Annotated in this window: 15 protein-coding genes; 6 read left to right on the top strand and 9 right to left on the bottom strand. The window is 74.2% G+C overall.

Annotated elements, in window-relative coordinates; all coding sequences use genetic code 11:
- Window positions 1–23: 23 nt before the first annotated feature.
- Together ABC795_RS04490 and ABC795_RS04485 are read right to left on the bottom strand one after the other, a co-directional pair.
- Window positions 24–1,799, bottom strand: coding sequence for a copper resistance protein CopC (locus ABC795_RS04490; protein ID WP_347059709.1), 1,776 nt, complete (start codon window positions 1,797–1,799; stop codon window positions 24–26).
- Window positions 1,796–2,440: a zf-HC2 domain-containing protein gene (locus ABC795_RS04485; protein WP_347059708.1), complete on the bottom strand. Its 645-nt coding sequence runs from the start codon at window positions 2,438–2,440 to the stop codon at window positions 1,796–1,798. Before ABC795_RS04485 ends, ABC795_RS04490 begins: the two co-directional genes overlap by 4 nt.
- A gap of 74 nt (window positions 2,441–2,514) precedes the next feature.
- Here ABC795_RS04485 and ABC795_RS04480 point away from each other — a divergent pair, with 74 nt between their 5' ends.
- From ABC795_RS04480 to ABC795_RS04465, 4 genes are all read left to right on the top strand, one after another.
- Window positions 2,515–3,078 (top strand): sigma-70 family RNA polymerase sigma factor, encoded by a 564-nt coding sequence (locus ABC795_RS04480; protein WP_347059707.1) that lies wholly within the window; start codon window positions 2,515–2,517, stop codon window positions 3,076–3,078.
- Between the two features lie 174 nt (window positions 3,079–3,252).
- Window positions 3,253–3,645 (top strand): DUF47 family protein, encoded by a 393-nt coding sequence (locus ABC795_RS04475; RefSeq protein WP_347059706.1) that lies wholly within the window; start codon window positions 3,253–3,255, stop codon window positions 3,643–3,645.
- Between the two features lie 176 nt (window positions 3,646–3,821).
- Entirely contained in the window at window positions 3,822–4,883 is a 1,062-nt protein-coding gene (locus tag ABC795_RS04470) for an inorganic phosphate transporter (protein ID WP_347059705.1), read from the top strand.
- Window positions 4,884–5,080: 197 nt separating this feature from the next.
- Complete coding sequence (locus tag ABC795_RS04465; RefSeq protein WP_347059704.1) at window positions 5,081–6,064, top strand: sulfite exporter TauE/SafE family protein; 984 nt, start codon at window positions 5,081–5,083, stop codon at window positions 6,062–6,064.
- A gap of 117 nt (window positions 6,065–6,181) precedes the next feature.
- On the opposite strand, the gene ABC795_RS04460 is transcribed toward ABC795_RS04465, so the two are convergent.
- The 3 genes from ABC795_RS04460 to ABC795_RS04450 all read right to left on the bottom strand — a co-directional run bounded on the left by ABC795_RS04460 (window position 6,182) and on the right by ABC795_RS04450 (window position 9,251).
- Window positions 6,182–6,682, bottom strand: a complete 501-nt coding sequence (locus ABC795_RS04460; protein WP_347059703.1) for a DUF5994 family protein — start codon at window positions 6,680–6,682, stop codon at window positions 6,182–6,184.
- A gap of 232 nt (window positions 6,683–6,914) precedes the next feature.
- Complete coding sequence (gene typA / locus ABC795_RS04455) at window positions 6,915–8,807, bottom strand: translational GTPase TypA (protein ID WP_347059702.1); 1,893 nt, start codon at window positions 8,805–8,807, stop codon at window positions 6,915–6,917.
- Between the two features lie 102 nt (window positions 8,808–8,909).
- Window positions 8,910–9,251, bottom strand: a complete 342-nt coding sequence (locus ABC795_RS04450) for a hypothetical protein (protein ID WP_347059701.1) — start codon at window positions 9,249–9,251, stop codon at window positions 8,910–8,912.
- Window positions 9,252–9,316: 65 nt separating this feature from the next.
- On the opposite strand from ABC795_RS04450, the gene ABC795_RS04445 reads away from it, so the two are divergent.
- Window positions 9,317–9,844 carry a GNAT family N-acetyltransferase gene (locus ABC795_RS04445; RefSeq protein WP_347059700.1) on the top strand — a complete coding sequence of 176 codons (528 nt, stop codon included), beginning with the start codon at window positions 9,317–9,319 and terminating at the stop codon, window positions 9,842–9,844.
- A gap of 134 nt (window positions 9,845–9,978) precedes the next feature.
- Here ABC795_RS04445 and ABC795_RS04440 read toward each other — a convergent pair whose 3' ends face one another.
- On the bottom strand, window positions 9,979–10,542 hold the full coding sequence (locus ABC795_RS04440) for a YceI family protein (RefSeq protein WP_347059699.1): 564 nt from the start codon (window positions 10,540–10,542) through the stop codon (window positions 9,979–9,981).
- Between the two features lie 89 nt (window positions 10,543–10,631).
- Here ABC795_RS04440 and ABC795_RS04435 point away from each other — a divergent pair, with 89 nt between their 5' ends.
- Window positions 10,632–11,132: a MarR family transcriptional regulator gene (locus ABC795_RS04435; RefSeq protein WP_347059698.1), complete on the top strand. Its 501-nt coding sequence runs from the start codon at window positions 10,632–10,634 to the stop codon at window positions 11,130–11,132.
- A 30-nt stretch (window positions 11,133–11,162) separates the two neighbouring features.
- On the opposite strand, the gene ABC795_RS04430 is transcribed toward ABC795_RS04435, so the two are convergent.
- From ABC795_RS04430 to ABC795_RS04420, 3 genes are all read right to left on the bottom strand, one after another.
- Complete coding sequence (locus tag ABC795_RS04430; RefSeq protein WP_347060685.1) at window positions 11,163–12,113, bottom strand: enoyl-CoA hydratase-related protein; 951 nt, start codon at window positions 12,111–12,113, stop codon at window positions 11,163–11,165.
- Window positions 12,114–12,249: 136 nt separating this feature from the next.
- Complete coding sequence (locus ABC795_RS04425; RefSeq protein WP_347059697.1) at window positions 12,250–12,912, bottom strand: response regulator transcription factor; 663 nt, start codon at window positions 12,910–12,912, stop codon at window positions 12,250–12,252.
- Window positions 12,909–14,096 (bottom strand): histidine kinase, encoded by a 1,188-nt coding sequence (locus ABC795_RS04420; protein ID WP_347059696.1) that lies wholly within the window; start codon window positions 14,094–14,096, stop codon window positions 12,909–12,911. The genes ABC795_RS04425 and ABC795_RS04420 overlap by 4 nt, the downstream gene beginning before the upstream one ends.
- Window positions 14,097–14,226 lie beyond the last annotated feature (130 nt).

Raw genomic sequence — 14,226 nt, 5'->3', positions numbered from 1 at the left:
TTCATCGGTGGAGCGGTGGGGCGTCAGCGCACCGGGAAGTCGGTGGCGGCGCTGAGCGCGGTGAACTCGTCGAGCCGGACCGTCACCGTGAGGGTCCAGGTGCCGGCGCCGGGGATCGCCATCGCGTCGCCGACGAAGTGGCCGGGGCCGGCCGGCGCGAGGCCGACGTCGAGCGGGCCGATCTCCTGGGTGCGCTCGGTGAGCGTCACCCTGATCTCGGCCGGCTGGGTCAGCCGGCCGAGGTCGTCGAAGAGGTAGACGTGCAGCGCGTTCTCGCCGGGGCGCGCGGGCTCCACCGACACCTGCACGCTGCCCGCCGCCGCGCCGGTGCCGCCCTGCAGCGGCAGCACCGTCTCCATCGGCTGGGCCAGCGCCGTGCGCGCGGGCGGCGTGGCCACCAGCACCGCCGACAGCGCCAGCACGACCGCGGCCACGCCCGCCTCCAGGAGCACCGAGCGGCGCAGCGAGGGCAGGTGCTCGGCGGCGTTCTCGGCCTGCACCCGGTCGCGCTGCGCGGCGCCGGCGACCTCCGCGGGGGCGGGGCCGGTCCGGTCGGTCGCCGCGAACGCCTGCGCGGTGATCGTGCGGGGTCGCCGGGGCCGGCGCACGCCCAGGCGCTGCTGCACCCAGACGCGGGACACCCCGGCCGCGGCGAGCAGGAGCACGACCAGCAGCAGCTTCGCCGCGAGCAGCTGCCCGTACGTCGTCGCGACCAGCGCGGTCGGGGAGCCGACCTCCCGGACCGACTGCACGATGCCGGACACCACGAGCGCCACCACCGAGCCGAACGCCAGCCGGGAGAACCGCGGCAGCACGGCGGTCACCTCGCCCGGCGCCGTGCCCGGCCGCAGCGTCACGGCCAGCAGCCCGGCGACCCCACCCAGCCACACCGCCATCGCCCCCACGTGGACGGCCGCGACCAGCACGGCGAGCACCGGCCACGGGCCGGCCACCGGGTGCCCGACCGCGGCGGTCGCGAGCACGAGGCCGCCGACGAGGACGGCGCCCGCGGCCGTCCAGCCCGGGCCGAGGGCGTCGGTGTCCCGCCAGACGCGGCGCAGCACCGGGAGGAGCGCCAGGACCAGGAGCACCCGGGCCAGGGCGGACCAGCCGACGCCCGCACCCAGCGTGGCGCCGAGCAGGGCCGGGTCGGCGACCGCCCCGAGCCCCGCACCCGCGGCGTAGGGACCCTGGAGCAGGAAGGCGCCCAGCCCGGAGAGTGCCACCGCGACGGCTCCGCCGGTGGCCATCCGCCGCAGGCGTTCCGCGCGCCGGCCGGCCGGCCAGCAGGTGAGCACGAGCACCGGGACGCCGACAGCGAGCGCAAGCCCGGCGTACCCGACCCAGCGCGCCACCGGCAGCAGCGCGCCGACGACGGGATCGGTGGACCCGGCCTGGTCCTGCCCACCGGCGGTCAGGAGCTCGCCGTCGCCGACGGCGAAGGAGAAGGCGCCGGACACGGGGTGCGAGTCGGCGGAGATCACCCGGTAGGTGACGAGGTACCCGCCGTCGGGCAGTTCTGCGCGCAGCGGGACGGTGACGACGCCGCCGTCGGCGGAGGCGGCGCCGGCGTCGACCCGCTGCTGGTCGGCGCCGAGCACCCGCGCGTAGCCGGCGCCCAGCGAGACGCCCTCGCTGAAGCGCAGCGTGACCTTCCCGGGTGCGGCGTCGAGGCGGACGCCCTCCCCCGGCTCGGTCGAGACCAGCGCGGCGTGCGCGGCGGCCGGGCCGGCCGTCCCGATGCCCGCGCCCAGCCAGCCGGCGAGCAGCAGGGCGAGCAGGAGCGCCGAGCGCCTCACGCCAGCACCCGCCGGTCGGCCACCGCGGGAGCCGGGCGGCGCCGGTGGCTCCGCCACGCCACGGTCGCGACGACGGCGACACCGGCCAGGACGAGGAGGTGGGCGAGGGCCCGGTCGGCGTGCACGTGCCCGGCCTGCAGGTCGGCGACCGTCAGCGGCAGCAGCAGCGCCGTGAAGGACCCGAGGAAGGGCAGCGCGCCCGCAGCCAGCCGCGGGCCGGCCGCCACGGCGAGGAACGCCGCGCCCACCGCCAGGTTCCAGGCGCCGCTCTCGCGCGCCATGTGCACCGGAGCGCTCATCGCGCCGGCGCCGGAGACCAGCACCGGCAGGGCCAGCGCCGCCTGGGCGACGCCGACCGCGACCAGGACCAGCCGCAGCGCCGTGTCCGCCAGCCGGGCGCGCGCGGCGACGCGCGCCCCGGGCAGCTCGCGGGGCAGCGCGCCGAGCACCGCGACGGTGAGATCGGGCACCGGCGGGGCGAGCGCCAGCCGCGCCCGGCGGGTGACCTGCTCCGCCGCGGCCGCCCACCCGGCGCACCCCGGGCACGCGGCCAGGTGCGCGTCGAGCTCGTCGGCGGGCAGCCCCAGCGGCTCGCCGTCCAGGCGCGCGGAGAGAGCCTCTCGGCAGGTGTGGCAGGACATGGTTGATTAGTCGCCGCCGGACGCCGTCCGGTTCCCGGCCCTCCGGGTGACCTGCGGAACACCCTGACGAGGACATGGACGACCTGGCCCGCGTCGCCGCGGACGCCGCCGCCGGCGACCCGCTGGCCGCGGCCACCCTCGTCCGGGAGACCCAGTCCGACGTCTGGCGGCTGTGTGCCGCACTGGGCGACCGCGAGGCGGCCGACGACCTCACCCAGGAGACCTACCTACGGGCCTTCGGGGCGCTGCACCGCTTCGAGGGCCGCTCCTCGGTGCGCACCTGGCTGCTGGCCATCGCCCGTCGCGTCTGCGCCGACTCGCTGCGCTCCCGCGGTCGGCGCCGGCTGTCCCTGGTGCGGGAGGCGAGCGACCTGGAGCTGCTGGCCGCACCCGGTCCCGGGGACGCCGTCGCCGAGGGCGCCGCCGTCACCGACCTGCTCGGCCGCCTGGCGGTGGACCGGCGCGAGGCCTTCGTGCTGACCCAGCTGCTCGGGCTCTCCTACGCGGAGGCCGCGGACGTCATCGGCTGCCCTGTCGGCACGATCCGGTCGAGGGTCGCGCGGGCGCGCGCCGACCTGGTGGCGTCCCTCGCCGGGGGAAGCGAGGACGGCGACCGGGGAGACGCCGCTCACCGCTGACCTCGCGACAGGCTGTGTCCACGTGCTGGACACCTGTGCTCCGCGGCGGTCGTACGTCCGCCGCGGGCAGGGCGACCGAGCCGACATCCGAGACGGAGCCTCCGCGCGCCCTTCAGCCTGACGCCCAAGGACTCGAGCTTCCACCCGCTGTTCACCGCGTCCGCGCAGAACCTGGTGACGGCGACCGAGGTCCCGGGTGAGTTCGTCCACGACCACGCGCGCCGCGGCGAGCTGGCCATCCGGCTGCGCGACCTGGAGCACACCGGCGACCAGTCCACCCACGCCATCTTCCGGGCGCTCGACACCAGCTTCGTGACCCCGTTCGACCGCGAGGACATCGACCGCCTCGCCAGCGATCTCGACGACGTCATGGACTTCGTCGAGGCCGCCGCCGACCTGGTCATCCTCACCGGCCTGGGCACCCTGCCCGCCGAGATGCACCAGCAGGTCTCGCTGCTGCAGCGCTGCGCCCAGACGACCGCCGAGGCGATGCCGCAGCTGAGGACTCTCAAAGACCTCTCCGAGTACTGGATCGAGGTCAACCGCCTGGAGAACGAGGCGGACTAGCTCTACCGGCGGCTGCTGTCCCGGCTCCACAGCGGGGAGTTCGACGCGCTGGAGGTCCTGAAGCTCACGGAGGTCGCCGACCAGCTCGAGGAGGCGGCCGACGCCTTCGCGCACGTGGCCGACGTGGTCGAGACGATCGCCGTCGAGGAGTCCTAGGCTGCTATGGATCTCCGCTGATGGACGCGGCCTTCCTGGCCCTGACCGCCATCATCCTGGTGGCCCTGGCGTTCGACTACACCAACGGCTTCCACGACGCGGCCAACGCGATCGCCGTCGCGGTGTCCACCAAGGCGCTGACCCCCCGGGCGGCCCTGGCGCTGGCCGCGGTGATGAACCTGATCGGGGCCCTGCTCTCCACCGAGGTCGCCAAGACCGTCGGCGCCGGCATCGTCGATCCGCCCGAGGGCGGCGAGGGCCTGGAGATCGTCTTCGCCGCGCTGATCGGCGCGATCGCCTGGAACCTCGTCACCTGGTGGTTCGGGCTGCCGTCCTCGTCGTCGCACGCGCTGATCGGCGGGCTCGTCGGCGCCGCCCTCGCGGCCGCCCACTCCGTGCAGTGGATGGGCGTGTTCGAGAAGGTCATCGTCCCGATGGTCGTCTCGCCGCTGGTCGGCTCCGGCCTGGGCTACCTCGTCATGCTGGCGCTGCTGTGGGCCTACCGGAACGCCCACGTCACCCGTGCCAACCGCGGCTTCAGGCGGGCGCAGATCGTCAGCTCCGCGACGATGGCGCTCGGCCACGGCATGCAGGACGCCCAGGAGACGATGGGCATCATCACCCTCGCCCTCTACACGGCCGGGGAGATCGACGACTTCGAGGTTCCGTTCTGGGTGGTGCTCGCCGCCGCCGCCGCGATCAGCGCGGGCACCTACGCCGGCGGGTTCCGCATCATGCGGACCATGGGCCGGCGGATCATCCAGCTCACCCCGGCCGGTGGCTTCGCCGCGCAGACGGTCGCCTCCAGCGTCATGGTGACGACGGCGACGGTGTTCGCCGTCCCGGTGCCGACGACGCACATCACCACCACGTCGATCATGGGCGTCGTTCCACCCGGCGGCTGTCGGCGGTCCGGTGGGGTGTCGCCGGCAGCATCGTCACCGCCTGGGTGGTCACGCTGCCCGCGGCCGCCGCGATCGCGGGGATCGCCTAGGTCGTCATCGACCTGGTGGTCGGCTGATCGTGGGCTCGCGCCGGCCCCGGGGCGGTCGTCCCACCAAGTGAACCCGATTGACGCCTAAGTGCATCGATCTGGTAGACATATCGCCGTGACACGGACGACGGCGCTCCTCCTCGTGAGCCGGCGACACGTCGACCTGCTGCGCGTCTGCACCGCCGCCTGTCCGGGGTTCTGATCCGCTGCGCCATTGCCCGGCGCCCGTTCGACCCCCTGTCAGGCCGCCTGCTGCGGCATCCGTGAGACCGGAGTCCGTCCCCCGTGAAGACCTTGATCCTGCTCGCCCTCGCGGGCCTGGGCGCCCAGCTCGTCGACGGCAGCCTCGGCATGGCCTACGGCGTCACCTCGACGACGCTCCTGCTGGCCATCGGCACGAACCCCGCGGCGGCGTCGGCGACCATCCACCTCGCGGAGATCGGGACGACGCTGGCGTCCGGGTTCTCGCACTGGAAGTTCGGCAACGTCGACTGGAAGGTGGTCGCCAAGGTCGGGGTGCCCGGTGCGGTCGGGGCCTTCGCCGGCGCCCACTTCCTGTCCGGCCTCTCGACGGAGATCGCCGCGCCGGTGATGTCGCTGATCCTGGTGTCGCTGGGGGTGTACATCCTGGTGCGCTTCACCCTCCGCGGCATCGACCGGCGCCACCTCGGCAAGCCGGTCCGTGCGCGCTTCCTGGGCCCCCTCGGCCTGGTGGCCGGGTTCGTCGACGCCACCGGCGGCGGCGGCTGGGGCCCGGTGGGCACGCCCGCGCTGCTGGCCAGCGGCCGGATGGAGCCGCGCAAGGTCATCGGCTCGATCGACACCTCGGAGTTCCTGGTCGCGCTGGCGGCCAGCCTCGGCTTCCTGGTGGCGCTGGGCTCGCAGGGCATCGACCCGCTGTGGGTGGCCGGGCTGCTCGCCGGCGGCCTGATCGCCGCCCCGATCGCCGCCTGGCTGGTGCGGCACATCCCGCCGCGGCTGCTCGGCTCCCTGGTGGGCGGCATGATCGTGCTGACCAACGTCCGCACCCTGCTGCGCAGCGACTGGGTCGACGCCGGCGACGTCACGAGCGGCACCGTCTACACCGTGCTCGCCGCGATCTGGGTGCTGGCCGTCGTCCACTCCTACCGCCAGTACCGCAAGGACCAGGCGGTGGAGTCCGCCGACGCCGTCGCCGAGGTCTCCGAGCACGAGGTCCTCGCCGACGTCACCGCCCCGGCCGAGGGCCAGCCCGTGGGCGCCGGCCGCCCCAGCGCCCCGCGCGACTGACCGAGGACCGTCCCAGCGGGCGGCGAGCACCCCGGGCACCGACGCCCACCCCCTCGGCATCCCCGCCGGCGACCTCCCGGCAGACCACGCCCTGAGCCTGCGAGGCGGGGTCCTCCGTCAGACCGCCCGGCTGGCCGGCAGGTCGGGGACCTGCGGGAGCGGGGTCGAGCGGGCCGCGGCCAGCACCATCTGCGGCGACGGCGGCAGGCCCCGGCGGGTGCACAGCCGCAGCGCCCGGGCGCCGGTGAGCACGTCGGTCTCCGGGGGGACGACCAGCAGGTCGGCCCGGCGGTTGCCGCCGGCCCAGGTCAGACAGACCACCTGCGGGTCCATGCTGCGGAAGCCACCGGCCCGGACGGTGCGGCCCTGCACCTCGAGCTTGCGGGGCGCGGGCTGCCACGCATCGAGGGCGTAGGTGAACCGCTCCACCCGGACGCCGCGCCGCTCCAGGGCGGCGATCAGCTCGGGCAGCTCCACCGCGAGGTCGCGGCTGCGCGGGAACCAGGCGCCGTCGAAGGCCGAGTCCCCCGATCCGGCATCGGCGCGCAGACTCACCCGGACGTCGATCCCACCCCGGAAACCCTCGGTCGCCGGAACCGTGCGGGTGATCGTCGTCATCAGCGTTCGGCCGCCTCTCGTCACTCGCTCGCCGCGGGCCCGGACAGAGGACCCCGACACGAACCTAGGACGCGGCGCGTGGGGTCACCGGTGAGCCGGGGACGGGCGGGTCGCCCCGTTACGGCCGGTCTTCACGATTCGTGACCTACCGACCACGGCGCCCGGGCCGGTCCCGACACGAGGAAGGCCCCGACCGGGGGACCGGACGGGGCCTTCCTGGGGCGGCTCGCGATCAGGCGGGCTTGGGCTTGCGGTTCTTGGCCTTGCCGCGCTCGGTCTGGTCCAGCACCACCTTGCGGATGCGGACGCTGCCCGGCGTGACCTCCACGCACTCGTCCTCGGCGCAGAACTCCAGCGCCTGCTCCAGGTTGAGGATCCGCGGCGGGATGAGCCGCTCCAGCTCCTCGGAGGTGGACTTGCGCATGTTGGTGAGCTTCTTCTCCTTGGTGATGTTCACGTCCATGTCGTCCGGACGGGAGTTCTCACCGACGATCATGCCCTCGTAGACGTCCGTGCCCGGCTGCACCATGAGCTGGCCGCGCTCCTGCAGCGAGAACATCGAGTACGTCGTCGCGACGCCGGACCGGTCGGCGACCAGCGAGCCGGTCGGGCGGGCACGCATGTCGCCCAGCCACGGCTCGTACCCCTCGAGGTTGTGGTTGAGGACGCCGGTGCCGCGGGTCTCGGTGAGGAACTCGGTGCGGAACCCGATCAGGCCGCGGGACGGGACGATGTACTCCATCCGCGCCCAGCCGGTGTCGTGGTGCACGAGGTTCTCCAGGCGCGCCCGGCGGGTGGCCAGGGCCTGGGTGAGGGTGCCGACGTACTCGCCCGGGGTGTCGATGGTGACCCGCTCGACCGGCTCGTGCAGCGCGCCGTCGATCATCTTGGTGACGACGGTCGGCCGACCCACGGTGAGCTCGAACTCCTCGCGGCGCAGCTGCTCGACGAGGATGGCCAGCGCCAGCTCCCCACGGCCCTGCATCTCCCAGGTGTCGGGGCGGTCGGTGGGCAGCATGCGCACCGACACGTTGCCGACCAGCTCCTGGTCGAGGCGGTTCTTGATCAGGCGCGCGGTGAGCTTCTTGCCCGACTTGCCCGACAGCGGCGAGGTGTTGATCCCGATGGTGATCGAGATGGACGGCTCGTCGACGGTCAGCGGCGGGAGCGGGCGCGGGTCGCTCGGGTCGGCGAGGGTGTCGCCGATCATGATGTCCTCGATACCGGCGATGGCGACGAGGTCGCCCGGGCCGGCGCTCTCGGCCGGGGTGCGGGTCAGGCCCTCGGTGACCAGCAGCTCGGTGATCTTGACGTTCTTGATGGTGCCGTCGACCTTGCACCAGGCCACCTGCTGACCCCGCTTCATCTCACCGGAGTGGATGCGCAGCAGCGCCAGCCGGCCGAGGAACGGTGAGGCGTCGAGGTTGGTGACCTGCGCGCGCAGCGGCTCCTCGGCGTCGTAGGACGGCGGCGGGATGGTGTCCAGCAGCGTCTTCACCAGCGGCGCGAGGTCGTCGCTGTCGGGGACCGTGCCGTTCTCCGGGCGGTTGAGCGAGGCCTGGCCGGTGCGGCCGTTGCAGTAGACGATCGGGAACTCGAGGGCGTCGGCGTCCAGGCCGGCGTCCTCCATGAGCTCCATGAACAGCTCGTAGCACTCGTCGACGACCTCTTCGATGCGGGCGTCGCCGCGGTCGGTCTTGTTCACCGCGAGGATGACCGGCATCCCCTTGGCCAGCGCCTTGCGCAGCACGAAGCGGGTCTGCGGCAGGGGACCCTCGGAGGCGTCGACGAGCAGGACGACGCCGTCGACCATCGACAGGCCGCGCTCGACCTCACCGCCGAAGTCGGCGTGGCCGGGGGTGTCGACGATGTTGACGACGACGGGGTTGCCGTCGGAGTCGGCCAGCCGGATGGCGGTGTTCTTGGCGAGGATGGTGATGCCGCGCTCGCGCTCGAGATCCATCGAGTCCATCACGCGGTCCTGCGTGGAGTCGTTGTCGGTACCCTCGCCCTTGGCGCGGCCGAGTGCGCCGGCCTGGCGGAGGAGAGCGTCGACCAGGGTGGTCTTGCCGTGGTCGACGTGGGCGACGATCGCCACGTTGCGCAGGTCGTTGCGGGTGGGCATGCGGAAGGGCACCTCGGGCAGCTCGGGGGCGCGCCGCGCGGACGCGCGCGGGCATCAGGACAACGACCTCCGAGGCCGCGACCTTCCCTCCACTCTAGGTGCTCAGCGCGCGGACACCGTTTCTCGCTGCCGGTCGACCACCCCGTAGGTGGCCCCGGCCGCGGCGACAGTGACCAGACTCACCGCGAACCAGGCCGGGAAGCCGGCTCCGAGAGCCAGGACGTGGGCCAGCACGAACGCCCCGACGTAGAGGGCGGCGAGCCCGGCGGTGACGGCCGGCCCGCGCCGGCGGGCGGCGATCCAGGCCGCGCCGACTCCGCAGAGGGCGAACACCGCGCCGCCGAGCGCCCGGACGCCGGTTCCCTGCGCGATGCCGAAGCCGGCAGCCAGCCCGACGGCGACCAGGAGCGAGGCGGGGATCCGGGACAGGGACGGCGTCGACATGCCGACCAGTCTCCCAGCGGGGACGGCTCCCGGTCGATGCGCCGGGGGTGGGGCAGGGTCAGCGCATGACCTCGCGGACCCGGCTGCTGACCGTCGACGACGCCCCGACCCTGGCCCGGATCGCGCGCGCGGACCGGGACTTCCTCGCGCCGTGGGAGCCGCTGCGCGAGGAGGGCTGGTTCACGGACGAGGGCCAGCGCGAGGACGTCCACCGGGCGCTGGACCGGCACCGGCTGGGCCTCTCGCTGCCACACGTCGTCCTCGACGACGCCGGCGACGTGGTCGGGCGGATCACGCTGAACAACGTCGTCCGCGGGGCCTTCCAGTCGTGCAGCCTCGGCTACTGGGTGCGCTCGGCGAGCAACGGACGCGGGCTGGCCACCGCCGCCGTCGGGGAGATGCTCCGCCTGGCCTTCGGCGACCTGGGGCTGCACCGGGTGGAGGCCGGGACACTGCTGCACAACGCGGCGTCCCAGCGGGTGCTCGATCGCAACGGGTTCGAGCGGTACGGGCTGGCACCGCACTACCTCCGGATCGCCGGGCGCTGGCAGGACCACGTGTTGTTCCAAGTGCTGAACCCTGCGACGGCATAGCCCCCGACCGACGCAGAGGACCCCGGACGGTGAACCGTCCGGGGTCCTCTTGGGTGGGCTCACCGCCCGACGGTGTGCGCTGACGAGCGAGAGTTCGGCTCAGAACTGCGCATCGGCGCACACCTTCGACCAGATCAGGCGGTGCGGAGCACGGCCTCGATCTCGAGCTCGACGGTGATCTTGTCGCCGACGACCACGCCGCCGCCGTCCATCGGCATGTCGATGTCGACGCCGTACTCCTTGCGGGAGATCTCGGTCTTGGCGCTGAAGCCGGCGCGGGTGCCGCCGTAGGCGTCCGGGCCGAAGCCGTTGAGCTCGAGCGCCAGGACGACGGGCTTGGTGATGCCCTTGATGGTGAGGTCGCCCTCGACGGTCCAGTCGGCGCCGTCGGTCGTCACGGCGGTGGAGCGGAAGTCCATCGTGGTGTGGTTGCCCACGTCGAAGAAGTCAGCGGACTTGATGTGGGCGTCGCGCTGCTCCTGGCGGGTGTCGATCGAGTCCATGTCCACCGTGGCGGTGACGACGGACTGCGCCGGGTCCTCGGCGGTGACGATCTCGCCGGAGAACTCGCGGAAGTACCCGCGGACCTTGCTCACCATCATGTGACGGACGGAGAAGCCGACGGTGGAGTGGCTGGCGTCGATGTCCCACGTGCCGGCGACGTAGCCGGGGATCTGGACGCTGGTGCTGCTGGTCATGGTGTCTCCCTGGTGGTTCTGGGCGGTCAGGCGTGCCGTCGTCCGTAGCGTAGTTGAGCGTTTGACTATTCCGCCAGTATTCTGTCCGCATGACCGCACCGGTGTCGCCGCAGTCCCTCCCGACGGGTGAGCCCCGCTGGCTCGACGCCGAGGAGCAGAAGGCATGGCGCGCCTGGCTCTACAGCTCGCAGCTGCTGCAGGACCGGCTCGACCGGGAGCTCACCCGCCGCACCGGCATCTCGCACGCCTACTACGAGATCCTTGTCGCCCTCTCCGAGGAACCGGAGCGGAGGATGCGGATGAGTGAGCTCGCCGACCGGTGCCTGTCCTCGCGCAGCCGGCTCTCGCACGCGGTGTCCCGGCTGGAGGAGCGCGGCTGGGTGCGCCGGCAGGTGTGCCCCGATGACGGCCGCGGGCAGCTGGCCGTGCTCACCGACGAGGGGTTCGCCGCCCTGGAGGGTGCGGCGCCCATCCACGTCGAGGGCGTCCGTCGGGAGCTGTTCGACCAGCTCTCCCCCGAGCAGGTGGCGGCGATGCGGGACTTCGGGGAGACGCTGCTGCGCCACCTCGACCCCACGCGCATGCCCTGACCCCGTCCGGCCCCGCCGGACGCCACGGTGTCAGCCGGTGACGTCGTCCGGCGGGGCGGGCCAGCGCGGCACCCCGGCGACAGCGCCGTCGGGCAGCCTCGAAGGGAAACGCGGTGGCCGCTTCTCCAGGAAGGCGGCCACGCCCTCCGCCGGGTCGGGCCCGTCCCCCAGCTCCACCAGCGCCCGGGACTCCGCGCGGTGCGCGTCCCACGGCGAGGCCGCGCCGAGCATCGACCACAGCAGCTGCCGGGCGGCACCGACGGCGACCGCGCTGGTGTTCTCGACGATCTCGTGGGCGAGCCCGTAGGCCGCCGGGAGCAGCTCGTCGTCGGGGACGACGCGGGAGACCAGCCGGCCGCGCAGCGCCTCCGCTGCGTCGAACACCCGCCCGGTGGCCACCCACTCCATCGCCTGGCTGATGCCGACCACCCGGGGCAGGAACCAGGACGACGCCGCCTCGGGCACGATCCCGACCCGGCCGAACACGAAGCCGAAGCGGGCGGACTTCGCCGCGATGCGGATGTCCATGGGCAGCGTGAGGGTGGCCCCGATGCCGACCGCCGGCCCGTTCACCGCGGCGATCACCGGCTTGCGCAGCTCGGCGAAGGGCAGCGCGGCCACGCCGCCTGCGTCCCGCGGGAAGCCGGCGATGTCCTCGCTCAGCGGGCCCGGCGGTCGCTCGCGGGTGCGCCGGCCACCGAACGTGCCGGGTCCGCCGCCCAGGTCGGCGCCGGCGCAGAAGGCCCGTCCGGAACCGGTCACCACGACGACCCGCACGTCCTCGTCGGCGTCCGCGGCCGCGGCCACGCGGGCCAGCTCGTCGGCCATCGTCAGGGTGAACGCGTTGAGCCTGTCCGGCCGGTGCAGCGTCACCGTCGCGACGCCGTCGGCCACCTCGTAGCGGAGCTCGGTGAGGTCCGTGGTCTTCCTCCTGTCAACGGGCGGCGCTCCGGTACCGGAGCGCCTGGACGGGTCGGTCAGGCGCCGAGGGCGCCGGCGACCGCGAGCCGGGCGACGGCGTCGAGGTGTTCGGCCTCCTCGCCCAGCAGCGACCGGTCCACCTTCGCGCGCCGCCGGAACACGTGCGCGTCATGTGCCCAGGCGGAGCCGATGCCGCTCACCCGCCGCCGGGGCGCACCAGGCCGGACTCGTAGGCGAGCACCACCGCCTGCACCCGGTCCCGGACGCCCAGCTTCGCCAGCACCCGGGCGACGTGCGTCTTCACCGTCCCCTCGCCGAGCACGAGGGCGGCGGCGATCTCGGCGTTGGACAGGCCGCGCGCGACCAGCCGGAGCACCTCCTCCTCGCGCGGCGTCAGCAGGACGAGGCCGGGGGCGGCGGCCGGCGTCCCGGCGCGGCCGACGAAGTCGTCGAGCAGGCGGCGCAGCAGCGCGGGCGCCAGCAGCGAGTCGCCGTTCACCGCCGACCGGACGGCGGTGACCAGCTGCTCGCGCGGCATGGACTTGAGCAGGAACCCGGTGGCACCGGCCTGGATCGCCTCGACCAGGTGCTCGTCGGCGTCGAAGGTCGTCAGCATGACGACGGCCGTGCCGTTCCCCGGCTCCGCGGTGATCCGCCGGGCCGCCTGGATGCCGTCCAGCCGCGGCATCCGGATGTCGACCAGCGCCACGTCCGGGCGCAGCTGCCGGCACAGGGTCACCGCCTCGACCCCGTCGGCGGACTCGCCCACCACCTCCAGGTCGGTCTCGGCCTCAAGGATCATCCGCAGCCCGGTCCGGACCAGCGCCTCGTCGTCGGCCAGCAGGATGCGGACGGTCATGCCGGCGCGTGCTCCGCGGCGGGGACCGGCAGCACGGCGCGGGTCCGCCACCCCCGGCCGTCCTCCCGTGGGCCGGCCTCCACGCGGCCGTCGAACAGTGCGACCCGTTCGCGGATGCCGGCCAGCCCGAAGCCCGCGCCCGTCGGCGGGGTCGGCGCGACACCGCCGTCGTCGGCGACCTCCACCTCCAGGGTCTGGTCGGTGTAGTGCACCCGGACGTCGATCCGGGCGCCGGGCGCGTGCCGGATCGCGTTGGTGACCGACTCCTGCACGATTCGGTAGGCGGTCGCCTCGACGGCTGCCGGCAGCGGGCGGGGGCAGCCGTCCACCGCGAGCCCGGCGGGCCGACCGGCCGACCGCGCCGCCGCCACCAGCTCCTCGACCTCGGCCAGTGAACCGGGCTGCCCGTCCCCGGCCCCGCCACCGCCGTCGTCGCGCAGCACCCGGAGAAGCCGCCGCAGATCCTCCAGCGCCGCCCGCCCGGAGGTGAGCACGACGTCCAGCGCGCGCTCCGCTGCCGGCTCCCGCCCGCCGAGGCCCGCCTGTGCGGCATCGGCGTGCAGCAGCATCAACGTCACCGCGTGCCCGACGACGTCGTGCATCTCCCGGGCGATGCGCCGGCGTTCCGCAGCCAGCGCCGACGCCCGCGCGAGGTCCACCTCGCGGGCGCGTTCCCGGGCCGCCATGACCTCGTGCTCGGCGGCCACCGCCCGGTCGAGGCGCTCCCGGGCGAGCCGGGCGAGGACCCACACCACGATCGGGATCGCTGCGTTGCCGATCTCGTCGGCGACGATGACGTCCTCGCCGACGAACGCGTACAGCTCGATCGCGGCCAGCACCGCGAGCAGACCGAGCAGCGCTTCGCGCCGCCGGTCCGCGTACTGGGCGACCGAGTAGGTCACCACCAGGACGGCGACGAAGCCGGAGACGGCCGGGGCGTCGCCGAGGAGGGTCTGGAACGCCAGCCCCGCAGCGACTGCCACGGCCGCGGTCAGCGGCCGCAACCGGCGGAGCGCCAAGCTGCCGGTCATCACCGCGAAGGCCACCATCTGCAGGGGCAGCCGCGCGACCGCACTGCCGGCGAGCAGCAGCTCGGCCTGGCCGGCGAGGGTGAGCACGAGGGCCAGCGCCCCGTCGCGCACCCACAGCGGCAGCTCTCGCCAGCGGGCTCCCGGTCCGGACATGGCCGCAGCGTAGGACCGCGGGGACCGGTGCGGATCCACCCCGCGGGCGATCCCGCATCCGCCGTGCGGGAGATCTGGCCCGGGCGGACACCGTCGGCATCTCGGCCGGAGGGCAGACGACCGGCGGCCG

It is taken from the genome of Blastococcus sp. HT6-30, from assembly GCF_039729015.1.
Lineage (GTDB): Bacteria > Actinomycetota > Actinomycetes > Mycobacteriales > Geodermatophilaceae > Blastococcus.
This window is presented reverse-complemented; position numbering and strand designations above follow the sequence as displayed.

Coding starts and splice junctions, on each gene's coding strand:
- ABC795_RS04460 (WP_347059703.1), bottom strand. CDS start 6,682: ATGACGACGATCACCCGCACGGTTCCGGCGACCGAGGGTTTCCGGGGT.
- ABC795_RS04425 (WP_347059697.1), bottom strand. CDS start 12,912: ATGACCGTCCGCATCCTGCTGGCCGACGACGAGGCGCTGGTCCGGACC.
- ABC795_RS04470 (WP_347059705.1), top strand. CDS start 3,822: ATGGACGCGGCCTTCCTGGCCCTGACCGCCATCATCCTGGTGGCCCTG.
- ABC795_RS04420 (WP_347059696.1), bottom strand. CDS start 14,096: ATGTCCGGACCGGGAGCCCGCTGGCGAGAGCTGCCGCTGTGGGTGCGC.
- ABC795_RS04485 (WP_347059708.1), bottom strand. CDS start 2,440: ATGTCCTGCCACACCTGCCGAGAGGCTCTCTCCGCGCGCCTGGACGGC.
- ABC795_RS04435 (WP_347059698.1), top strand. CDS start 10,632: ATGACCGCACCGGTGTCGCCGCAGTCCCTCCCGACGGGTGAGCCCCGC.
- ABC795_RS04450 (WP_347059701.1), bottom strand. CDS start 9,251: ATGTCGACGCCGTCCCTGTCCCGGATCCCCGCCTCGCTCCTGGTCGCC.
- ABC795_RS04440 (WP_347059699.1), bottom strand. CDS start 10,542: ATGACCAGCAGCACCAGCGTCCAGATCCCCGGCTACGTCGCCGGCACG.
- ABC795_RS04445 (WP_347059700.1), top strand. CDS start 9,317: ATGACCTCGCGGACCCGGCTGCTGACCGTCGACGACGCCCCGACCCTG.
- typA (WP_347059702.1), bottom strand. CDS start 8,807: ATGCCCACCCGCAACGACCTGCGCAACGTGGCGATCGTCGCCCACGTC.
- ABC795_RS04480 (WP_347059707.1), top strand. CDS start 2,515: ATGGACGACCTGGCCCGCGTCGCCGCGGACGCCGCCGCCGGCGACCCG.